Genomic DNA, 20,870 nt, shown 5'->3' with positions numbered 1-20,870 from the left:
CGCCGGACCGCGACGCCTCCGGCGTGGTGTCCGGCATGCTCCACACCGGAGACGGTGGATGTCGAAGTACCGGGCGCCGTAGGCCGCGTGCTCGACGGACTGCTGCACGGCCGGCTCGCCGAGGCCGAGGCGATCGACGCCACGTTCGCCCGCGATGTCGCCGAGCGGCTCGCCCGGTTCACCCTCGGCGGGGGCAAGCGCACCCGGTCCCAGTTCCTGTGGTGGGGGCTGCGGTCCTGCGGCGACACGGCGGACGTGGACTCCGCACTCCGGCTCGCCGCCGCACTCGAACTGATCCAGACGTGCGCGCTCGTACATGACGACGTGATGGACGGTTCCCCCACGCGCCGGGGCGGACGCGCCGTACACACCGAGATCGCCGACCAGTACCAATCGGTTTCCGGCCGTCGTGAGCGCGAGTCCTTCGCCAGGAGCGCCGCCATCCTGGTCGGAGACCTGGCCCTGGCCTGGGCGGACGATCTCGTGGCCGACACCGTCCTCGCCCCCGAGGTCCGCCGCCGGGTGTACGGGATCTGGCGGGCCATGAAGACGGAGATGGTCGCCGGCCAGTATCTCGATCTGCACGGCAAGGCCAACGGCTCCCGGTCGACGGCTCAGGCGATCCGTACCGCCTGTCTCAAGAGCGCGCTCTATTCGGTGGAACGCCCCCTGGCCATGGGCGCCGCCCTGGCCTCGGCCGACCGGCGCACCACCCGGGCGCTCCGCTCCGCCGGCCGCTGCGCCGGTATCGCCTTCCAGCTGCGCGACGACATTCTCGGCGTGTTCGGCGACCCGGCACGCACCGGGAAGCCCTCCGGCGAAGACATCCGCCAGGGCAAGCCCACCTATCTGGTGGCGGTCGCGCGGGCGCGCGCCGAGGCGAACGGGGACCGCGCTTCGGCCACCGTCCTCGAAAGCGCCTTCGGCGACGCGCGGTTGTCCGAGGACGGGCTCGCGCGGGTACGGTCCGTGCTCGTGGCGACCGGCGCACGCGCCACGGTCGAGAAGAAGATCGCCCGGCTGATGGCGAACAGCACCCGCCATCTGGACCGGGGCACCTTCGAACCCGTGGCTCTCCACCGGCTTCATGGACTTCTGTACGCGGTCGCCGGTCTCCCCCCGGACGTCCGCGCGCCGTCCGGCCGGGTCGGCGACGGTCCGCCCGCGTCACCGATCCTGGCCACGTCGACCGAGGCGGGGAAGCCATGAGAACGCTCACCGGACCCACCGACCACGTCGTGGTGGTGGGCGCGGGGCTCGCCGGCCTGTCCGCCGCCCTGCATCTGCTCGGCGCGGGACGGCGGGTCACCGTCGTCGAACGGGGCACCCAGCCCGGGGGCCGGGCGGGCCGTATCGAGCGCAACGGCTACCGCATCGACACGGGACCGACCGTACTGACCATGCCGGACCTCCTCGACGAGGCGTTCGCGGCCGTCGGCGACTCGCTCCGCGACCGGGTGGAACTCCTCCCTCTTCACCCCGCCTACCGCGCCCGGTTCGCCGACGGCACCGCACTCGACGTACACACGGACCCGGCGGCGATGGAAGCCGGGATCGAACGGTTCGCGGGCGCCCGGGAGGCGATCGGCTACCGGCGGCTGCGGTCCTGGCTCGAAGAGCTGTACCGGGTCCAGATGCGCCGCTTCATCGACACCAACTTCGACTCCCCGCTGCGGCTCCTCCATCCCGACCTCGCGCGGCTGGCGGCCCTCGGCGGGTTCGGCCGCCTCGACGCGCGCGTCGGCCACTTCGTCTCCGACGAACGGCTGCGCCGGATCTTCTCCTTCCAGGCCCTGTACGCGGGAGTGCCGCCCGCCCGCGCCCTCGCCGCGTACGCCGTCATCGCCTACATGGACACGGTCGCGGGCGTGTACTTCCCGCGCGGCGGCGTGCACGCGCTGCCGCAGGCCATGGCGGACGCGGCGGCCGACGCGGGCGCCGTATTCCGTTACGGCCACGAGGTCACCCGGCTCGAACGGCGCGGCGACCGGATCACGGCCGTCGTCACCGGCCGGGAACGCGTCCCGTGCGACGCGGTGGTGCTCACCGCCGACCTGCCGGTGGCCTACCGGCTGCTCGGGCACCGGCCGCGCCGCCTCCTGCCGCTGCGCCACTCGCCCTCCGCGGTGATCCTGCACGCGGGCACCGACCGCACCTGGCCCGAGCTGGCTCACCACACCCTCTCGTTCGGCGCCGCCTGGAAGGGCACCTTCCGCGAACTGACCCGTACGGGGCGGCTGATGACGGATCCTTCGCTGCTCATCACCCGGCCGACAGCCACCGACCCCACGCTGGCGCCACCCGGCCGCCATGTGCACTATGTCCTGGCGCCGTGCCCGAACACCGACATCGGGCCCAGCGCCCGTGACTGGCACGACCTCGCGCCCCGCTACCGCGACGGCCTGCTCGCCGAACTGGAGCGTCGCGGGCTCGCCGGCCTCGGCTCCTCCATCGAGGAGGAGTGCCTCGTCACGCCGGTGGACTGGACGGCCCAGGGACACGCCGCGGGTACGCCCTTCTCCGCCGCCCACACCTTCGCGCAGACCGGGCCGTTCCGGCCGCGCAATCTGGTGCGCGGTACGGAGAACGCCGTGCTCGCCGGATGCGGTACGACCCCGGGCGTCGGCGTGCCGACCGTGCTGATCTCCGGGAAACTCGCGGCGGCCCGCGTCACGGGACTCCGGCCACCACGCTCCACACCGGCCCGCGGCCCGCGCTCCGCGTCGAAAGGCACCCCGGCATGACCGACCGCGAACTGGACGCCGCGGGCATCACCGAGCCCGCGCTGCGCGCCGCCTACGCACACTGCCGCCGGCTCAACGCGCGGCACGGCAAGACGTACTTCCTGGCCACCCGGCTGCTGCCGGTCGAGCGGCGGCCGGCCGTGCACGCGCTGTACGGCTTCGCCCGCTGGGCCGACGACATCGTCGACGACCTGGACAGCGGTGCGACCCCGGCCGGGCGGGCTCGCGCGCTCGACGCACTGCGACAGCGGCTGGAGACCGGGCTGCGCGACGGCGTCAGCACCGAGCCGGTGGTCAGGGCGCTCGCCCATACGGCGCAGGCGTACCGCATCGATCACCGGCACTTCGCGGACTTCATGACGGCCATGCGCACCGACCTGGAGGTCACGGACTACCTGGACTACCCGGCGCTGCGCCGGTACATACACGGTTCCGCCGCGGTGATCGGCCTGCAGATACTGCCGGTGCTCGGCACGGTCGTGCCCCGGGAGGAGGCCGCTCCGCACGCGGCGGCGCTCGGCGTCGCGTTCCAGCTCACCAACTTCCTCCGGGACATCGGTGAGGACCTGGACCGCGGCCGCGTCTACCTGCCCGCCGATCTGCTCGGCTCCTGCGGGGCCGACCGCGAACTGCTGCTGTGGAGCCGGGTCACCGGGAGCCGCGATCCGCGCATCACCGCCGCGCTGAAGGCCGCCGCCGCCCTCACCCGGGGCGTCTACCGGGAGGCCGTGCCGGGCATCCCGCTGCTCGATCCGGTGGCCCGGCCGTGCATCCGTACCGCGTGCGTCCTGTACGAGGGCATCCTCGACGCGGTGGAGGACGACGGCTACGCCGCGCTGCACCGCCGCGCCGTCGTACCCCGGCGGCGCCGTGCCGCCGTGGCGCTGGACGGCCTGGTCCGGGTGGCCGCGGCCAGGATGCGGGCGGGGCGGTCCAGTGGGCCGGCGCGTCATCGCCGGAAGCCGGCCGCCGAGTCCGTACCGGAGGAGCCGGTATGACTGGCGGGGACCGCCGCCCGCGCCGCGGCCGCTACCCGGTGCGGCTGCGCCGCGGCCCCGTGTCCTGGGAGCGGCAGCGGCCCACCTGGCGCGAGGCGAGACCGGGCATCATCGCCGAGGCGCTGCAACGCGCGCTGGCCCGCCCCTCCGGCAACTGGTACGTGATCGGTGCCGCGCGGGACATCACGGCCCGCCGGCCGCTCGGACGCACCGTCGCCGGGGTCGAGGTGGTGGCCTGGCGGGACGCGGCCGGCCGGCTCGTGGCCGGTCCTGGGGCCTGCCCGCACCTCGGCGCTCCGCTCAAGGACAGTCCGGTGCGCTGCGGCACGCTCGTCTGCCACTGGCACGGACTGGCCCTGGACGGTGCGCCGCTGGCCAACTGGAACCCCTTCCCGGCGTACGACGACGGGGTCCTGGCCTGGGTGCGCCTCGACCGGATCGGCGGCGAGGTGCCCCTCGAACGGCCGGTCGTCCCTGCCCGGCCGCGCCCCGCCGGGGCCGTCGAGGCCGTCTGCACAGCCGTCGGTGTCTGCGAGCCGGACGATGTGATCGCCAACCGGCTCGATCCCTGGCACGGCGCGTGGTTCCATCCGTACTCCTTCCTCGATCTCACCGTCCTCACGACACCGGACGGCGGTGCGACGGGGGACTGCGACGGCTTCACGGTCGATGTCTCCTTCAAGGTCGCCGGACGGGTGGTGGTGCCGGTCAGAGCGGTGTTCAGGGCCCCGGGGCCGCGCACGGTCGTCATGCACATCACCGAGGGCGAGGGCCGGGGCTCGGTCGTCGAGACCCATGCCACTCCGCTCGGCCCCGACGAACGCGGCAGGCCGCGTACCGCGGTGGTCGAGGCGGTCGTCGCGGCCTCCGACCGCCCCGGGTTCGCCGCCGTACGCGCCGTGGCTCCTGTCCTGCGTCCGCTCATGCGCGCGGCGGCGGGACGCCTGTGGCGGGACGACCTCGCCTACGCGGAACGCCGCTGGGAACTGCGCAGCAGCGGCCGTTTCCCCGGCTGAGGACGCGCGTCAGTGCTCCCCCAGCCGTGCCAGCGCCCGCAGCGACGCCGAACGGCCCTTCCCGGGCACCGTCCACAGGGCGTGGCCGCGTACTCCCCAGCGCTCCAGGAGAGCGTTCGCCGCGAGGAATCCGGTGGTTGCCGCGCGCTCCATCAGAGCGACCGGAAGGCCGGTGCGTACCAAGTCGCCCGCAAGCACCACGGACGGGTCCGGTGTGCGTACCGTGGGCCGGCCGGTGAAGCCTCCCACCGGGAACAGCGGGCAGTCGGCCCGCCACTCGTGCCGGGCGTCGATGATCCTCGCGTGGCGCGTCTCCGGGTACACGCGGTGCAACTGGGCGACGAGGCGCTCCTGCTCGGCCCCGCGGTCCGCGCCCGGGTCGAGCGCGTAGGCGTGGAGCTCCACCACGGAGCCTCCGGTGCGGTGGGCCCAGCGGGCCGCCTCGCCCTCCCAGCGCTCCAGCACACTGACGTTGTCCAGCGACGCGTAGCCGCTGGTGCCGAGGAAGCCGGCCCGGTCCGGGGCCACCGGCCGGTCCAGCCACAGCCGCGACACCAGGAACGGCGGCGCGGTACGCAGCCGGGCGACGGCACAGCGCCATGGCGCGTCGCCCAGGTCCGGCGAGGCGGCGACCAGCCGCCGCAGCCCGCCGGTGTCCAGGGCGAGGACGAGCGCGTCGTGGCGCAGCCGCCGGCCCTCGACGGTGACGGTCGGACCGCCGCCTTCGTCGGGCTCCACCCCGTCCACCGCCGTACCCAGGCTGAGCCGGGTGCCGTGCTTCTCCAGATAGCGGCCGAGCGGTTCCCACAGGGCCTGGGGGAAGGGCTCGGCCGGCACGTCGAAGAGGAGCCCCTCACTGGACCCGAGGAAGTAGATATGGAACATCAGCACGAGCTCCGCGGCGGACAGTTCACGCGGATCGGCGAAGAAGCTGCGCGAGAAGACCTCGAAGGCCAGATGGTGGGCGGCCTCGGGGAAGCGGATCCTGGACAGGAACTCCGCGGCGCTCACCCCGTCGAGCCGCTCGTAGACGCGCGGCACCCGGACATCGAGCAGGGGCAGCGCGGCCGCCGGGTTCATCCGCAGCAGGTCCCGCCAGCCGAAGGCGGGGCTGAGGGCGACGAAGCCCAGGGCGTTCCAGGGCGGAGTGCGCGGCACCCGCGCGAAACTGTCGTGCGTTCCCCCGCTGTGCCGCAGCGGGTAGTCGGGAACGCCGGTGAGCATACGCAGCTCGGGGTCCACCCGGCGCAACAGGCCCCGCAGGTTGTAGTACTGCCGGAAGAAGGCGTGGAAGCCGCGGCTCATGGTGGCCGGGGAGCCGTCGGCGAGCCGCACGGGCCAGCCCGCGAGCCGCCCGCCGAGGCTGTGTTCGCGCTCGTAGAGCGTGACGCGTACGCCGCGTTCCACCAGCGCGGTGGCGGCGGCGAGACCCGCGATGCCTGCGCCGATCACCCCGACGTGCGGCGCCGTGCCGGTGACGCGTTCCCGCCCGTACGGCGCGGGCACCCGGCGGGCCCGCCGGTCGCGTCCTCGTCTCATCGCGCCCCCTCCCCGGTCGACACGTCGGACAGTTCATGAGCGCGCGGCAAGGTCATCCGGCCTTCGCTTCCCGGTCGGAGGGCAGGTGGAGGGGGGTATCGGTCAGGGCGACGGACGCCACGGCAGGCGGGGCAGTTCCGCGACGGTGCGCAGTATGGGCGCCACCGGTGTGCGCAGGCCGATCAGGAGGTCCTCCGCTATCCGGGAGCGGCCGTCGAGGAACCGCAGCAGCCGTTCCGTCGGGACGTGCCGGAACAGCCCGGTGAAGAACTCCGCGCCGTCGACCCGCCCGGTGTCCAGGGCCCGGAGCAGGACCGCGTCCATGGCCCGGGCCCGGGCCGGATACGGCGGCCGGAGGCGGACCGGCCGGCCGGCCAGCAGATCGGCCGCCACCGCACGCGCCTCCCGCTGTACGGCCGCGAAGGTGTACCCGGTCGACGGACGGGTGGCGCCGCCCGCCGCGCCGACGCGGAACACGGACCGTCCGACGCGGCGCGGGAAGCGCGCGTCGGTCATCGGGATCACACCGTGTTCCGAGGCGGTGACGCGCATCGCGCCGAGGCCGAGGACCTTCTCGGTGTAGTGGCGCAGCGCCCTGTCGTATCCGGGCGCGTCGAGCACCTCGCGGGAGAACTCCGTGTACTCCACGAGCGCTTCGTCCTGGGCGAGGGGCAGGACGTAGCCGAAGGAGAGGCCGTGCGCGGGCTGCGGCGTACGGAAGTCCATCAGGTCCGCGACCCCCGGGTCGAAGGACGGCTGTTCGGTGCGCACGAACCAGCCCCGGAAGTGCTGGAGCAGCGTCGTGCGCGCCGGCGGGAGGCGAGGCGGCGGCCGCGAGTCGAAGACCCAGCGAGCCGTCAGAGCGACCGGGCCGCCCGCCGCGTCGTGTCCGTACAGTGCGGCGCCGCCCGGTACATCCCGTACCCACTCCACCGCGGCCTCGATCCGGCGGCAGCCGTGCGGCCCGGACAGCCGCTCGCCGACCAGCGTCTCGAAAGCGCGCGACCGGAGCATCTTGTACCGCAGCGGGGCGGTCCTCCCCACCGTCGTGTCCCCCCGTGGACCCCGTACGCGCAGCCGGTCCCAGGAGGCGGCCAGGACAGGGTCGTACGGACCGCCCGCCGCCTCCCAGAAGCACCAGGTGCGCTCCGGCGGCCGCAACGGGCCCCGGGGCGCGTCGACGAGAACGACCGTCAGCGCCCGGCCGCCGGGCCGCGGCTCGCACAGCCGGTACGCGAGCGACAGCCCCGCCGCGCCGGCGCCCACGATGACCACGTCCGCGTCCCGCACCGTGTCTCCTTAACCGCGCGACGGCCGGTGGCCACGTCCGCGTGGCACCGATCCTTCCGTAGTCCCCTCCCCCACGGGGGTACGTGACGCGCGTGACAGGCCGGATTCCTTCACGGCGGGGGGTGTCCCGAGGGCCTTCATGGCGTTCGGGACACCGGCCCGCTCCCGGACAGCGCGAGGCCCCCGCCTCTCGCAGGCGGGGGCCGCACGCTCAGGTCAGAGCGAGGACAGGTCGGACGGCACCTCACTGCGCCGGGCCTCCTGCAGCGCGTCCTCCCGCTCGTAGTGGGACAGGGCCAGCCCGAGGGCGAAGAACGTCGGCGCCCACTCGCCCACGAAGATTCCCCAACGGTCTGCGCGGTCCACGCCTCCCCGGGGCTCGTACTTCAGGGAGCCCACCCATGAGACGACGGTGAGACCGATGGACGCGAAGGCGGCGGTGTACATGTGCTCGCTGCGGAGCCCTTTGCGGTGGAGCATTTTGACGATCATGACTCTCCCGGGGGATCGAGTGCACTCTCCTCTCCACGGTCACTCAGAGCGCGCCCGCCCGCATCCGGAGGTCGCGTGCCGGACGCGGCGGGTGCCGCTCAGCCAGGTGTCCGCTCAGCTGCTGGTGGAATCGCCGGCCAGGTCGCGGAGGTGGTCGCCGAATCCGCCGCGGGCCCGCGCGGCCAGCCGCGCCGAGGTGGTGACGGGGCACGCGTCGGTGCGCAGGATGCGGTGGCCGTGGCGTTCGAGCGCGGCGACCAGTGCGTGGTCCTCGTCGGTGGCGAGCGGGGGAAAGCCACCGACGCGCACATAGGCGTGGGCGGCGACGCCGAGATTGGCCCCGTGGACATGAGGGTGGCGCCACCTCCGGCCGTCGATCGGGCGCGTGGCGCCGTAGAGGGCGTGGAACCGGGCCGCGAGGCCGGGGCCGCCCTCGGCCGGCCAGCTGTCGACGGTGACGGTGCCGATGACGGCGTCCCACCCCCGCCGCGCCTGAGCCTTCTGATACGCGAGCCAGTGGGCGGGGACGGTGCCGTCGGCGTCGGTCGTCGCGATCCAGACCGACTCGGCCGGTACGCCGAGCAGGCTCAGCGCGTGTGCCGCTCCCGCAGCGCGGGCCAGGCCGGGGTTGCGGGCCGCAATCCTGATGACGTCCGCTCCGGCCCGGCGTGCCACGGACTCCGTGTGATCGGTACAGGCGTCGGCGACCACGACGGTGATCACCCGCAGCCCGGCGACATCCGGATGGTGACGTGCCGTCCGCAGGGAGGCGAGCGCACGGGTCAGCAGAGGGGCGTCGTTGTGGGAGGGGACGACAACGGCCAGAGCCTCGGGCTTCACACCAGCCCCTCGGCCGCCGCCGGTGAGAGCGCGGAGGAACCGTCCCCGTACTGACGGCCATGGATCTGGAGGACGAAGTCGGCGTCCCGCAGATCGGTCATCAGCGTCAGCCCGGGGAGCTCGGCCAGCGTGCCGGCGATCTCGTCGCCGGTTCGCAGATGCTCGGCCACGGAGTGATTCCAGTGAGCGGTCACCAGGGTGCCGCCGGGTTCGAGTGCGGACAGCGCGCGCTCCAGCAGCCGGTGCAGGTGCGGCTCGTCGAAGTAGTAGAGGAGCTCGGAGAGCACGATCAGGTCGAAGGAGCCGTCGGGCCACTGGTCGGGCACGACGAGCTCACGGACGCTGACGTGCGGATGTGCGGCGTTGCGGTGGGCCGCGGTCGCCACCGGGCCGGGGATCCGGTCGCAGGCCAGCACCGCCTCGCAGCGGACGGCCAGCCGCGCGGTCAGTTCCCCGACCGAGCAGCCGGGTTCGAAAGCGGACCGGTAGCGCGGACGGGGCAGAGCAGCCAGGGTGAGGTCGTACTTGCGGTGTTCGTACCAGCGCTCACCGAGACCCCACGGGTCGGGGCCGCGGCGGTACATCTCCTCGAAGTAGGACGCCGCGGTGTTCATCGGAAGACCACTTCCATGTCCCGCGCGTGGTGGGCCAATTCCTCGGGCGGCAGGACGGCCGCGTCGTCGGCGCCGGGGCCGAGCGGGCGGATCTGGCTGGCGAACCGGTCCACGGCGGCGGCCTTACGGGCGACGACGCCGGGCGGCAGGGGGATGCGAGCGGCTTCTTCCCAGGGGACGCGGGGGTCACCGGGCTGAGCCCAGTGCCACATCCACACGGGGTACAGGTGAAGCGGCGTGCCCGTGCGGCGGGCTGCCGCTCCGGCGGCGCGTCCGGCGGCTTCGTGGTCGGCGTGGACGTCTCCGGTCCAGGGGGCCACGCACAGTGCGGCGCCGGTGAGCAGCGGAACGAGTCGCGTGGTCAGCTCCTCTTCGCAGCCGGCGACGGCGGTGTCCGGCATTCCCAGCCGGATCACTCGCGCGTGGGCGGCGCCCAGTTCGGCGAGGGCGTCGAGGGTCTCCTTGGCCCTGATCTCCGCCAGGCCGGCCGGGGTGACGAGCAGGCTGCCGGGGTGTGACCTCTCGCCGTCGGTGACCGCCACGACAGTGAGGCGCACACCGGCGGCGGCCAGCAGCGCCATAGCGCCACCGAAGCCCAGCACCTCGTCGTCCGGATGCGCCGCCACCACTACGACGTGGCCGCGCCGGGGCAGCACCGCCTCGGGCAGCGCGGGCAGCCCCGGCCACGAGCGCCACAGCCGCTCGTCGGTGCCCGGCGCCTCGATCGCGTTGGCGGCGTCCGCACGCGCGGGTGGCGAGGGCCGTACGGAGGGCGAAGGTCGCACGGGTGGCGAGGGCCGCGCGGGTGGCGAAGGTCGCGCGAGTGGCGTGCACTGCTCGTCCGGCGTCATCGGCTGCCGCCTTCCGGTCCGGCGATCAGCGAGCCGAGTTCGGCCAGATTCCGTTCGGCGTGATGCTGGCGGATGTAGACGGTGAGGTCGGCGACGTTGCGGGCGTGCCGCAGGTCGTGGCAGAGGGGGCCCGCTCCGGTGGCGCGGCCGACCCGTACGAGGGTGTCGGCGCAGACCGACTCGACCAGCGCCCGGACCCGGAGGCTGCGCACCCGTGCCTCGCCCTGCTGATCGAGTGGATCGCGGTCGATCTCCTGGGCCGCGCGCCGCAGAACGGTCTCGGCGGCGTGCAGCCGCATGTCGACATGGCCGAGGTGCGCCGCGAGGTGCGGGTCCGGCTTCCGCGTGTGGACCGCGCCCGCCAGGGTCCGGGCGACCGCCCTGGCGCCGCCGTACCAGCAGGCGGCCACTCCGACGCCGCCGTGCTGGAAGCCGGGCCGGCGCAGATACGCCTCCACGCCGCCGACCGGCTCGGCCGGCACCGCGTCGAACCGTACATCTGGTGTGTCGCTGCCGGCCATGCCGATCGCCTGCCAGCTCCCGGGCACCGGGCGGCACCGCTCCCCCGCGGCCTCGATGTCCACGGCGAACAGCCGGCGCCCCCCGTCGGCCACCGCCGTGGCCAGTACCCGGGTGCAGCTGCTCGCGCCCGAGCAGTACCGCTTCACCCCGCTGACCTGCCACGCGCCGCCCTTGCGGACAGCCGTCAGCCCCTCGCCCGGAGGTTCCGCCGCCCAGACGCCCCACCGCTCCCCCGGCCGCGGGGCCGGGCCCTTGAGCTCCGCGAGGATCGCCAGCGCGTCAGCGTGCCCCTCGGCGAGCCGTGCCACACACAGGTCGCGTTCTGCGACCGTCCGCAGTGCCCGGAAACGCTCCTCGGTACGACCCGAGCCGGGCAACGGCATATCGAGTGCACCCGACTCGGCCAACCGGGTGAACTCCTCGGCGGCCTCCCGCCGGGCGACCGCGGGACTGAAGTCCCGCGCCCCACCGCTGCCCGGCGAGTCCCCCGCTGGTACGGCGCCAGCCATCTGCCCAACGATCTCGGACACCGGACCTCCAGATCAGCACAGGAACCTCAGGACCCTCAGCCATCGCTGAGACCGCACCGCCTCACTGTTACCGGCACAACGCGCTCACGCACCCGCGGAGCAGCGGCGGAACGGGGTCAGTCGGCCTGGCATCGGGGGCACCACACGGTGCCCCGCCCGGCGACGCGCTCCCGGCGCAGCCGCTCGCCGCAGCGCGGGCATCTCGCGTCGGTGTCGTCGCGGTGTCCGGTGAGCCAGGTGCTGCGCGGGGGTACGCGGCCGGCCCGTACCGCGGAGCGCAGCGTCCGCCGCATGTCCGTGTACAGCTGTCCGCGCTGGTCCTCGGTGAGGCTGCCGGCGCGGTGGGCCGGGTAGAGCCGGGCCCGCCAGAGGATCTCGTCGGCGAGCAGATTGCCGAGCCCCGCCAGGTGGGACTGGTCGGTGAGGACCTTCTTGACGGTGCCGCGCCGCCCACTGAAGAGCGCGTCGAAGTCGCTTCTGCCGATCTCTGTCGCGTCAGGTCCCTGACCGTCCAGCAGCCGGGCGACACCGGATTCCCCGGCCAGCCAGAGGCCCTTGAGTTTGCGCTGGTCGCGGTAGCGCAGCTGGCGGTCGTCCCCCACCGTGAACACGACACGGTCATGAGCGTGGAGCGCGTCATCGGGCCGGCAGCAGACGAGCAGTCCGGTCATGCCGAAATGCAGGAGCAGGGTGGGCCCGTCCGTGCGGGCCAGCAGCCACTTCCCGTGCCGCTCGGGCTCGGTGAACCTCCGCCCCTCCAGATCGCGGCTCAGCCGTCGCGGGCTCACCCCGTGCAGGACACCGGCGTCGTACACCTCGACCCGCTGGATCCGTCTGCCCCGCGCGCAGGACGCGAGGGTCTTCCGGAACGCTTCGACGTCAGGCAGCTCGGGCATACGGCCCCTCCTCCGCTGCGCGTGGCGTCCGCCGCCACCGCTTCCACCGCTTCCGCCGCTCGGCATCGTTCATGATCCGGAAAAGCCGGTTTCTCTCTTCGTCACTTCCCATGACGCCCCGCCCCGGGTGAGGCTGGGCCCAGCAGCAGGACCCGTATCCGAAGGGACTCATCAGCATGGCCTTGGACATGGCAGCGATCCGCGCGGCGTACCCCGCACTGCGCGACGGCGTCGCCTATCTCGACGGAGCGGCGGGCACCCAGACGCCGGAGACGGTGATCGAGGCCATCGCGGCCGCGTACCGCGCCGGGATCGGTAACGTCGGCGGCACCTTCCCGGCGAGCCACCGCTCGCAGGCCATCGTCGACGCGTGCCGCCTCGCGGTAGCCGACCTGGTCGGCGGCCGGCCGGAGGGCGTGGTCCTGGGAGCCAACACCACCACGCTGATCTACCGGTTCTCCCAGATCCTGGCGGCGACATGGCGGCCGGGGGACGAGATCGTACTGTCGCGGCTGGACCACGACTCGAACGTCCGCCCCTGGGTGCAGGCCGCGGAGCGGGCTGGGGCAATCGTGCGATGGGCCGAGGTCGACCTGGAGACCGGAGAGCTGCCGGCCGGCCAGTACGACACCCTGCTGAACGAGCGCACCCGCCTGGTGGCCGTCACCGCCGCCAGCAACGTACTGGGCACCCGCCCGGACGTCGCCGCGATCACGGCCAAGGCCCACGCGGTGGGCGCCCTGACCTATGTGGACGGGGTGCACGCCACCCCCCATGTCCCGGTCGACGTCGCCGCGCTCGGCGCGGACTTCTACGCGACGAGCGCCTACAAGTGGTCCGGACCCCACGTCGGCGCGGTCGTCGCCGACCCGGCCCTGCTGGAGACCCTGCGCCCCGACAAGCTGATCTGCTCTCCCGACGAGGTGCCCCAGCGGTTCGAGACCGGAACCGCCCCGCTGGCGGACCTGGCCGGTGTCACAGCCGCCGTGGAGCATCTGGCCTCGCTCGACGGTGCCGGCACCGACGTCGGCACCGGTTCGCGACGGGAGCGGCTGCTCGCCTCGATGACGGCCGTGGAAGCCTACGAGCAGCGGCTCTTCCGCACACTGCTCGGCGGTCTTGAGGAGATGGCCCACGTCACCCTGTACGGAAAGCCCGCCCATCGCACCGCGACCGCCTACTTCAGGGTGGCCGGCCACACTCCCCTGGAGGTCGCCGGGCACCTCGCGGCCCGAGGCGTCAACGTCTGGAGCGGCCACAACTACGCGTGGGAGCTGACCGGGGCGCTGGGCCTGCGTGACACCGGCGGCGCGGTCCGCGCCGGGCTGGTCCACTACAACGACTCCTCGGACGTGGACCGGCTGCTCGCCGGGGTCGCCGAGCTGGCCGACTGACGGCGAGGGCGCGGGCGCGGGTACGCACGCGGCTCTCGCGCCGCGGCCAGGGGTGCGGGCCGACCACCCGGTGCGAGCCGCCCCCGTCATGCGGTGCCGGGAGCCGACCGGGTCAGTGACCGGATCGGCTGGGGGGCGGGTCCTGTGGGTCCACTCCGGTGCGAGCGGAGGCGTCCTTGCTTCCGCTGGGCCGTTGCGAGCGGCCCTTGGGGCCGGTGTCGTGCATGCCTTCGCCCGGGGACTTCTTCGCCTGGTCCTCACCGCGTCGCGTCGTGCTCTCCACCGGCGTGCCCGCGGTCGACTTCTTCTTGTCCTCGTCGGAAGGCGTACGACTCGCGTCCGGCTCGGGAGCGTGCTGGTCCGGGTGGAAGGAACGATGCGCGCTGGGATTGGGCCGCTGGGACGTCTCGTCCACATCCGGTGACCACCCGTGCTGATCAGATCCTTCGAACCGGCTCGGGCCTTCACCCTGCGGCGGCTGACTGCGCTTCTTCGTCATCAGGAAAACCTTCCTGGTATGCCTCGCCGACGGCGTACGTATGCGAGGCCGCATAGTCCTCATGATACGCAAATCACCTCATAGCAGTCATGGAGTGGTGTACTGCGACTCGCTACGGCGGGACGTCCCGGGGCGGTGTGCCAGGATGCGCGCATGGACGTGCGCACAAGGAACAATGTCGTGGTGACCGGCCGGCGAGGCGGGCCGGTCGTTCTGCTGGCGCACGGGTTCGGCTGTGACCAGAACATGTGGCGGCTGATCGTGCCGGCGCTGGCCGAGGACTTCGAGCTGGTGCTGTTCGACTACGTGGGATCGGGACGCTCGGATCTGTCGGCGTGGCACGAGGAGCGGTACGCGTCGCTGGACGGCTACGCGCGAGACGTCCTGGAGATATGCGAGGAGCTGGACCTGCACGAGGTGACGTTCGTGGGGCATTCGGTGAGCGCGATGATCGGCGTTCTCGCCGCGGCGGCGGACCCGGAGCGATTCACGAACCTCGTCATGGTCGCCCCCTCCCCCCGCTATCTCGACGACGACGATTACCGGGGCGGATTCAGCGCCTCCGATATCGACGAGTTGCTGGAGTCACTGGAGTCCAACTATCTGGGCTGGTCGGCCGCGATGGCACCGGTGATCATGGGAAATCCGGACCGCCCCGAGCTGGGCGAGGAGCTGACCAGCAGCTTCTGCGCCACCGACCCGGATATCGCCCGGGTCTTCGCCCGCGCCACCTTCCTGTCGGACAGCCGTGCCGACCTGGCGACGGTGACGGTCCCGACCCTGGTCCTGGAGTGCGCTCAGGACGTGATCGCCCCGCGCGAGGTCGGTGGCTACGTCCACACCACGATCCCCGGCAGCCACCTGGTCACCCTGGACGCCACCGGGCACTGCCCGCAGCTGAGCGCCCCCGGCGCGACCGCCGAAGCCATCCTCTCCTTCCTCACCCGCGCACGGTGATGTGCCATACCGGACAGGACCCGGAACACTCCAGTGCCCCCGCCGGCAGCGACGACGCCGTCGCGCGGGACGCCGCGTTCACCGCGCTGCTGGAGGACAGTGCCGAGGACCTGTACGAGAACGCCCCGTGCGGCTACTTGTCCACCCTCCTGGACGGGAAGATCGCCAAGGTCAACACCACCCTGCTGACCTGGCTCGGCCGCACGCGCGAGCAGTTGGTGGGCCGTCAGAGCTTCACGGACCTGCTCACGGTCGGCGGCAAGCTGTACCACGAGACTCACTTCGCCCCGCTGCTGCGGATGCGGGGCGAGATCAGCGGTATCGCGCTCGAACTCAAGGCCGCCGACGGCACGCGGCTTCCGGTGCTGGTCACCTCCGTCGTCAGGACCGGCACCGACGGCCAGCCGCTGCTGATACGCACCAGTATTTTCGACGCTCGCGACCGCCGCGCCTACGAGGCCGAACTCCTGCGGGCCCGCAAAGAGGCAGAACAGGCCCGGCGGCAGGCCGAACGTGACCGCGAGAAAGCCGAACGCGACCGCGAACGGCTCCAGAGCGTGCTCGCGACCCTCCAGCAGAGCCTCATTCCGCCCTCCCTGCCGGCGGTTCCCGGCCTGGAGGCCGCCGCCCACTACCACACCGCCTCGACCGATCACCTGGGCGGCGACTTCTACGACCTGTTCCCGCTCGGCGACGGCCGCTGGGCCTTCTTCCTCGGCGATGTCTGCGGCAAAGGCCCCGAAGCGGCGGCCGTCACCTCGCTGACCCGCTACACCCTGCGCGCCGCCGCGCTCCACAGCCCCGACCCCGGCGCCGTACTGACCACTCTCAACACGGCCCTGTACGAGCGGTACACCGGCGGCGACCCCCGCTTCTGCACCGCCGTGTACGGGGTCCTCGAACCCGCGGACGACGGCTTCGCCCTCACTCTCGCCAGCGGCGGTCACCCACCGGTCCTCCTGCTGCGGGCCAACGGCGAGGCCGGCTACCTGACCGCCTCCGGCGGACTGCTCCTAGGCGTCCTGCCCGCCCCGCGTTTCGGCCGTGCCCACACCGTGCTCCACCCGGGCGACACCGTCCTGCTGTACACGGACGGTCTCACCGAAGCCCGTGTCGGCGCGAACAGGGCTCTCTACGGCGACGAAGCCCTGCTCGGCTTCGCCACCCGGCTGGCTCCCGCCACCCCCGGGGCCACGATCCGTGGCCTCACCGACCTGCTGGACAGCTTCGGCGACGGCCTGGACGACGACACCGCTCTCCTGGCCCTCGGCGTACCCGTATCCGCCCCGGCACCCACCTCCGAGGCACCCACCCCCGAGAATCCGACGTGAGTGATCTGACCACCAGCACCCGCCCCGTCCCTGACGGCATGGTGATAGAGCTCGCGGGCGAGCTCGACTTCGTCACCGCCGCCCGGTTCCGCGAGACTCTCCAGCAGCTCACCCTGCGCCCCGGCCAGCGGCTGATCCTGGACCTGGGCGGCCTCGCGTTCTGCGACTCCAGCGGTATCACCGCCTTCCTGGCCGCCCGCAACCTCGCGCTGGCCGTCCAGGCCGACATCGCCCTGGCCGCCGTCCCGCCCCACACCGCCCGCATCCTCGGCATGGTCGGTCTCGACCAGGTGTTCCCCATCCATCCGGACACCGGCACCGCCTCGTCGGCGGCCGGCTGACGGGACCGCCTGCTCAGAGCCGCGCCCACCGGTGGGGATACTGAGCCGTATGCGTATCGACTTCGATCCCGCCCAGTGCGACCGCGACGTCTTCTACCGGCTGCTCACCGCCACCGTCGTGCCCCGGCCGATCGCCTGGGTGTCGACGACCAACCGGGACGGCTCGTGCGACAACCTAGCCCCGCACTCCTTCTTCACCATCTCGTGTGTGTCACCGCCCGTCGTGCAGTTCACGTCGGTGGGCCGCAAGGACTCGCTGCGCAATATCGAGGACACCGGCGCGTTCGTGGTGAACCTCGCCCCCGAACCGCTCTTCGAGCAGATCAACGCGACCGCGACCGACTTTCCGCATGGGATCAGCGAGTTCGACGCGGTGGGCGTGGCACGCGAGCCGAGCGTGCGGGTCAAGCCGCCGCGCGTCGCCGCCTCGCCGGTGGCCCTGGAGTGCGAACTGCACAGCACGCTGCGACTGGGGGACTCCACCGTGGTGTTCGGGCGGGTGGTGCACGCGGCGGTCGACCGGGCGGTCCTGACCGACGGTCACCCCGAGGTGACCGCGATGCGCCCGCTGTCGAGGCTCGGGAAGGACGAATGGGCCACGATCGGCGACCTGCGGGAGATCGCCCGGGTTCCGTACACGGAGTGGCAGGCCGGCGAGGCAGGGTCGCCGACCGACTGATCAGGAAGAGCGGCGCGCCTTGACCGTGCCCATGGTCCTGGTGACGGTGATCTCGATGACGACCCGCTCGGGGTTGACCCGGGGCGGCCGATAGCGCCGGGTGTACCGCTCGACGGCGTCGGCAACGGCCTCCGGGTCGTCGTTGACGACGGCCGTCCCCTCCAAGGTCGACCAGCGCGCCCCGTCGGCCTGGCTCACCGCGGCGACCGCGCCTGGGCCGCCGGCGGCGATGTTGCGAGCCTTCTTGCTCGTCCTGCTGGTGATGACACGGGCGATGCCGGCCGCGTCGTCGTAGGTGACGCCGACGGGGACGAGATGGTGCGTGCCGTCCGGCCGCGTCGTGGACAAGAAACCCACGTGGCGCTCCTGCCAGAAGGCGAGGAACTCCGGTTCGGAGCGCGACTGGGGGGCTGCTCGCTCGGGCCCGGACGCGGGCGCGATCTCGGCGATCAGCCTCTCGACCCGCAGCTTGATCTCGTCACGGATCGGGCGTACGGCCTCGACGCCCTGTCCCGCCGGGTCCTCCAGCGTCCAGTCGAGGTAGCGCTTGCCCGGAAAGACCGGGCACGTGTCGCCGCAGCCCATCGTGACGCAGACGTCCGACTCCTTGACCGCGTCCACGGTGAGGATCTTCGGGATCTCGGCGGAGATGTCGATTCCGACTTCCCGCATCGCCTCGACCGCGGCCGGGTTCACGGCGTCGCCGGGGCTGGATCCCGCCGAGCGGACCTCCACGCGGTCTCCGGCCAGGTGGGCCAGCCAGGCGGCGGCCATCTGGGAACGCCCGGCGTTGTGGACACAGACGAACAGCACAGAAGGCTTGTCGGGCATCAGACGGTCTCTCTTGTCTCACGTGTCTCACGGTGGATCAGGTGCCGGCGGCGGCACCCATGACATCGACATCCGGTGGCATCAGCCGCCAGTGATGTGACAGTATCAGCCCATGATGACGTCAGTCGACACTGATCTGATCCGGGTGCTGGCCGACCCGCTCAGGCTGCGGATCGTGACCCTGCTCGCCCACGAGACGCTCTGCACGACGCACCTGGTCGAGGAGACCGGCGCCAAGCAGACGAACCTCTCCAACCATCTGCGCGTGCTGCGCGAGGCCGGGGTGGTGGACACCGAGCCGTGCGGGCGGTTCACGTACTACAAGCTGCGGCCCGAGGTCCTCGAAGCCGTCGCCGGTTCCTTCAGCGGTCTCGCCGCGACCGCCCGCGCCTCACAGGCCGCCGACGCGAAGCGGAGCTGTCCATGACCGGCACCGAACCGGCCACCACCTCCCCCGCCAGGCCGGGAGACGACTCGGTCGTCGCGAAGCTCTCGACGCTCGACCGCTTCCTCGCCGTGTGGATCCTGCTCGCGATGGGGCTCGGCCTGGGCCTCGGCCGGCTGATCCCGGGCCTGAACGACGCGTTGGCCACGGTGGAGCTCGGTGGCATCTCACTGCCGATCGCCGCCGGTCTGCTGATCATGATGTATCCGGTCCTGGCGAAGGTCCGCTACGACAAGCTCGACGCGGTCACCGACGACCGCAGGCTGATGGCGTCCTCACTGGCCATCAACTGGATCATCGGCCCGGCCGTGATGTTCGCGCTGGCCTGGATCTTCCTGCCCGACCTGCCCGAGTACCGCACCGGCCTGATCATCGTCGGCCTCGCCCGCTGCATCGCCATGGTGATCATCTGGAACGACCTGGCCCGCGGCGACCGCGAAGCCGCCGCCGTCCTCGTCGCCCTCAACTCCGTCTTCCAGGTCATCGCGTTCGGCCTGCTCGGCTGGTTCTACCTCGACCTCCTGCCGAACTGGCTCGGCCTCGGCGACGGCCAGAGCCTGGACATCTCGATGTGGAAGATCGCACTGAACGTGGCCATCTTCCTCGGCGTCCCGCTGCTGGCCGGCTTCCTCACCCGCCGCCTGGGCGAGAGGACGATGGGCCGCGAGAGCTACGAGGCGACGTTCCTGCCGAAGATCGGCCCATGGGCCCTGTACGGCCTGCTCTTCACGATCGTCATCCTCTTCGCCCTCCAGGGAAAGACCATCACCTCGCAGCCGCTGGACGTCGCCCGGATCGCGCTGCCGCTGCTCGTGTACTTCGCGGTCATGTTCTTCGGCACCTTCCTGCTCGGCAAGGCGCTCGGTCTCGCGTACGACCGGACCGCGACGCTCGCCTTCACCGCCGCCGGCAACAACTTCGAACTGGCCATCGCGGTCGCCATCGCCACCTTCGGAGTGACGTCGGGGCAGGCCCTCTCCGGAGTCGTCGGCCCCCTCATCGAGGTGCCGGTCCTGGTCGGGCTCGTGTACGTATCGCTCGCCTGGCGCAAGAAGTTCGCCGCCACGGCCCTCACCACCCCGGCGAGGGAGTGACGGGTCACGCGACAGGGATGACCAGTTCGGGACGGTCCCACATCACGGCGGGCGGATTCGCGGTCTCGGTGCCGATCCGCTGGGCACCCACGCTGCGGTAGAAACCCTCGGCGGGCGGGTGCGCGACCACCCGCACACGGTCGAGCCCGGCGCCCCGCGCCCGGCTCACCATGTGCTCGACCAGCCGACGGCCGATGCCGAGCCCCTGCGCCTCGTCAGCGACGAACATCAGGTCGAGTTCCGGCGGAGCGAGCACGAGGGCATAGAAGCCGAGCGGCCGGTCATCGGCATCAGCGGCCACGAAGACCTCATGGGCCTCGATGTAGTCGGGCCCCACCCGATACCCGGCGATCATCGGGGCGTACTGGCCCTCGTAAGCGCTGGAGCGCTGGATGATCCTGGTGAGCCGCTTGGCATCCCGCGCGGTCGCCCGCCGAATCAATACGGCTCCGCTCAGCACGACCCCGCCCCGCGCCCTGCCGCCGCCCGCACCCGTAATACGCGAAGTCATGGTGTGAGTATTACGCACACCACGGGCCACCTCGCGACGCGGGGCCACCCCATCACACCCCCCGCTCCGGAGCTCACGCCGCGACGCGCCCCAACAGCTGACCCATGGCGGCGAGCACGGAGGCCTCCACGCGGTAGTACACCCAGGTCCCGCGCCGTTCAGAGGTGAGCAGACCGGCCTCGCGGAGCTTCTTCAGATGGTGGGAGACGGTGGGCTGGGACACCCCGACGTCCGAGATGTCACAGACACACGCCTCGCCACCCTCGTGCGAGGCGACCAGCGAGAACAGCCGCAGCCGTACGGGGTCGCCGAGCGCCTTGAACATCGCGGCCGTCCGTACCGCTTCCTCGGCCGTGAGCGCGCGTTCGGACAGCGGCGGGCAGCAGGGCGCCACCTCCGACTCCAGCGGCACCTTCGTATTCGACATCCGTCTATGTTGACACGCATCGAACCAAT

Annotated in this window: 23 protein-coding genes and 1 pseudogene; 11 read left to right on the top strand and 13 right to left on the bottom strand. The window is 72.4% G+C overall.

The genetic code is table 11. The features are described 5' to 3' along the window. Positions 1 to 54: 54 nt before the first annotated feature. The 4 genes from ACFVWW_RS30530 to ACFVWW_RS30515 are packed head-to-tail and all read left to right on the top strand — an operon-like array spanning position 55 to position 4,758. Complete coding sequence (locus ACFVWW_RS30530; RefSeq protein ID WP_386878878.1) at positions 55 to 1,209, top strand: polyprenyl synthetase family protein; 1,155 nt, start codon at positions 55 to 57, stop codon at positions 1,207 to 1,209. After that, positions 1,206 to 2,744, top strand: a complete 1,539-nt coding sequence (locus ACFVWW_RS30525; RefSeq protein WP_386878877.1) for a phytoene desaturase — start codon at positions 1,206 to 1,208, stop codon at positions 2,742 to 2,744. Before ACFVWW_RS30530 ends, ACFVWW_RS30525 begins: the two co-directional genes overlap by 4 nt. Continuing rightward, a complete protein-coding gene (locus ACFVWW_RS30520) occupies positions 2,741 to 3,742 on the top strand; it encodes a phytoene/squalene synthase family protein (protein WP_386878876.1) in 1,002 nt (333 codons plus the stop codon). The genes ACFVWW_RS30525 and ACFVWW_RS30520 overlap by 4 nt, the downstream gene beginning before the upstream one ends. Then, on the top strand, positions 3,739 to 4,758 hold the full coding sequence (locus tag ACFVWW_RS30515) for a DUF5914 domain-containing protein (protein ID WP_384180755.1): 1,020 nt from the start codon (positions 3,739 to 3,741) through the stop codon (positions 4,756 to 4,758). Before ACFVWW_RS30520 ends, ACFVWW_RS30515 begins: the two co-directional genes overlap by 4 nt. Positions 4,759 to 4,767: 9 nt before the next feature. Here ACFVWW_RS30515 and ACFVWW_RS30510 read toward each other — a convergent pair whose 3' ends face one another. The 8 genes from ACFVWW_RS30510 to ACFVWW_RS30475 all read right to left on the bottom strand — a co-directional run bounded on the left by ACFVWW_RS30510 (position 4,768) and on the right by ACFVWW_RS30475 (position 12,332). Next, positions 4,768 to 6,297 carry an FAD-dependent oxidoreductase gene (locus ACFVWW_RS30510; RefSeq protein WP_386878875.1) on the bottom strand — a complete coding sequence of 510 codons (1,530 nt, stop codon included), beginning with the start codon at positions 6,295 to 6,297 and terminating at the stop codon, positions 4,768 to 4,770. 102 nt (positions 6,298 to 6,399) lie between these two features. Then, positions 6,400 to 7,587, bottom strand: a complete 1,188-nt coding sequence (locus tag ACFVWW_RS30505) for a lycopene cyclase family protein (RefSeq protein WP_386878874.1) — start codon at positions 7,585 to 7,587, stop codon at positions 6,400 to 6,402. A 216-nt stretch (positions 7,588 to 7,803) separates the two neighbouring features. Beyond that, on the bottom strand, positions 7,804 to 8,079 hold the full coding sequence (locus ACFVWW_RS30500; protein ID WP_384180760.1) for a hypothetical protein: 276 nt from the start codon (positions 8,077 to 8,079) through the stop codon (positions 7,804 to 7,806). 114 nt (positions 8,080 to 8,193) lie between these two features. Beyond that, complete coding sequence (locus tag ACFVWW_RS30495) at positions 8,194 to 8,919, bottom strand: glycosyltransferase (protein ID WP_386878873.1); 726 nt, start codon at positions 8,917 to 8,919, stop codon at positions 8,194 to 8,196. Beyond that, the gene (locus ACFVWW_RS30490; protein WP_386878872.1) at positions 8,916 to 9,533 is read right to left on the bottom strand and encodes an SAM-dependent methyltransferase; all 618 of its coding nucleotides are present in this window, start codon (positions 9,531 to 9,533) and stop codon (positions 8,916 to 8,918) included. Before ACFVWW_RS30490 ends, ACFVWW_RS30495 begins: the two co-directional genes overlap by 4 nt. Continuing rightward, positions 9,530 to 10,318 (bottom strand): PIG-L deacetylase family protein, encoded by a 789-nt coding sequence (locus ACFVWW_RS30485; RefSeq protein ID WP_386878871.1) that lies wholly within the window; start codon positions 10,316 to 10,318, stop codon positions 9,530 to 9,532. Before ACFVWW_RS30485 ends, ACFVWW_RS30490 begins: the two co-directional genes overlap by 4 nt. 62 nt (positions 10,319 to 10,380) lie before the next feature. Then, positions 10,381 to 11,415, bottom strand: coding sequence for an acyl-CoA dehydrogenase (locus ACFVWW_RS30480; protein WP_386878870.1), 1,035 nt, complete (start codon positions 11,413 to 11,415; stop codon positions 10,381 to 10,383). A 137-nt stretch (positions 11,416 to 11,552) separates the two neighbouring features. Then, the gene (locus tag ACFVWW_RS30475) at positions 11,553 to 12,332 is read right to left on the bottom strand and encodes an Fpg/Nei family DNA glycosylase (RefSeq protein WP_386878869.1); all 780 of its coding nucleotides are present in this window, start codon (positions 12,330 to 12,332) and stop codon (positions 11,553 to 11,555) included. Positions 12,333 to 12,520: 188 nt separating this feature from the next. Here ACFVWW_RS30475 and ACFVWW_RS30470 point away from each other — a divergent pair, with 188 nt between their 5' ends. Continuing rightward, entirely contained in the window at positions 12,521 to 13,726 is a 1,206-nt protein-coding gene (locus ACFVWW_RS30470) for a cysteine desulfurase-like protein (protein ID WP_386878868.1), read from the top strand. A 112-nt stretch (positions 13,727 to 13,838) separates the two neighbouring features. Here ACFVWW_RS30470 and ACFVWW_RS30465 read toward each other — a convergent pair whose 3' ends face one another. Then, on the bottom strand, positions 13,839 to 14,225 hold the full coding sequence (locus tag ACFVWW_RS30465) for a hypothetical protein (RefSeq protein ID WP_384180774.1): 387 nt from the start codon (positions 14,223 to 14,225) through the stop codon (positions 13,839 to 13,841). 153 nt (positions 14,226 to 14,378) lie between these two features. On the opposite strand from ACFVWW_RS30465, the gene ACFVWW_RS30460 reads away from it, so the two are divergent. The 4 genes from ACFVWW_RS30460 to ACFVWW_RS30445 are packed head-to-tail and all read left to right on the top strand — an operon-like array spanning position 14,379 to position 17,533. Beyond that, positions 14,379 to 15,182: an alpha/beta fold hydrolase gene (locus ACFVWW_RS30460; protein ID WP_384331080.1), complete on the top strand. Its 804-nt coding sequence runs from the start codon at positions 14,379 to 14,381 to the stop codon at positions 15,180 to 15,182. After that, on the top strand, positions 15,182 to 16,513 hold the full coding sequence (locus tag ACFVWW_RS30455) for a PP2C family protein-serine/threonine phosphatase (RefSeq protein ID WP_386878867.1): 1,332 nt from the start codon (positions 15,182 to 15,184) through the stop codon (positions 16,511 to 16,513). The genes ACFVWW_RS30460 and ACFVWW_RS30455 overlap by 1 nt, the downstream gene beginning before the upstream one ends. Then, on the top strand, positions 16,510 to 16,854 hold the full coding sequence (locus tag ACFVWW_RS30450; protein ID WP_386878866.1) for an STAS domain-containing protein: 345 nt from the start codon (positions 16,510 to 16,512) through the stop codon (positions 16,852 to 16,854). Before ACFVWW_RS30455 ends, ACFVWW_RS30450 begins: the two co-directional genes overlap by 4 nt. Positions 16,855 to 16,903: 49 nt before the next feature. Next, the gene (locus ACFVWW_RS30445) at positions 16,904 to 17,533 is read left to right on the top strand and encodes a flavin reductase family protein (RefSeq protein ID WP_386878865.1); all 630 of its coding nucleotides are present in this window, start codon (positions 16,904 to 16,906) and stop codon (positions 17,531 to 17,533) included. Here ACFVWW_RS30445 and ACFVWW_RS30440 read toward each other — a convergent pair whose 3' ends face one another. Next, the gene (locus ACFVWW_RS30440; protein WP_386878964.1) at positions 17,534 to 17,974 is read right to left on the bottom strand and encodes a TIGR03618 family F420-dependent PPOX class oxidoreductase; all 441 of its coding nucleotides are present in this window, start codon (positions 17,972 to 17,974) and stop codon (positions 17,534 to 17,536) included. It lies immediately after the preceding gene. Then, positions 17,966 to 18,364, bottom strand: a pseudogene (locus ACFVWW_RS30435) (arsenate reductase ArsC); the annotation flags it as partial. The gene ACFVWW_RS30440 and the pseudogene ACFVWW_RS30435, both read right to left, overlap by 9 nt. A gap of 112 nt (positions 18,365 to 18,476) precedes the next feature. On the opposite strand from ACFVWW_RS30435, the gene ACFVWW_RS30430 reads away from it, so the two are divergent. Both ACFVWW_RS30430 and arsB read left to right on the top strand, forming a co-directional pair. Beyond that, on the top strand, positions 18,477 to 18,791 hold the full coding sequence (locus ACFVWW_RS30430) for an ArsR/SmtB family transcription factor (RefSeq protein WP_384180782.1): 315 nt from the start codon (positions 18,477 to 18,479) through the stop codon (positions 18,789 to 18,791). Then, positions 18,788 to 19,903 carry an ACR3 family arsenite efflux transporter gene (gene arsB, locus ACFVWW_RS30425; protein ID WP_386878864.1) on the top strand — a complete coding sequence of 372 codons (1,116 nt, stop codon included), beginning with the start codon at positions 18,788 to 18,790 and terminating at the stop codon, positions 19,901 to 19,903. The genes ACFVWW_RS30430 and arsB overlap by 4 nt, the downstream gene beginning before the upstream one ends. 4 nt (positions 19,904 to 19,907) lie before the next feature. Here arsB and ACFVWW_RS30420 read toward each other — a convergent pair whose 3' ends face one another. Then, positions 19,908 to 20,414: a GNAT family N-acetyltransferase gene (locus ACFVWW_RS30420; RefSeq protein ID WP_384180786.1), complete on the bottom strand. Its 507-nt coding sequence runs from the start codon at positions 20,412 to 20,414 to the stop codon at positions 19,908 to 19,910. 73 nt (positions 20,415 to 20,487) lie between these two features. Then, on the bottom strand, positions 20,488 to 20,841 hold the full coding sequence (locus ACFVWW_RS30415; protein WP_384180788.1) for an ArsR/SmtB family transcription factor: 354 nt from the start codon (positions 20,839 to 20,841) through the stop codon (positions 20,488 to 20,490). Between the last annotated feature and the right edge of the window lie 29 nt (positions 20,842 to 20,870).

The organism is Streptomyces sp. NPDC058198 (assembly GCF_042882605.1).
Classification (GTDB): Bacteria; Actinomycetota; Actinomycetes; order Streptomycetales; family Streptomycetaceae; genus Streptomyces.
The sequence above is the reverse complement of the archived record's forward strand: the minus strand, read 5'-3'. Positions and strand labels throughout refer to the sequence as shown.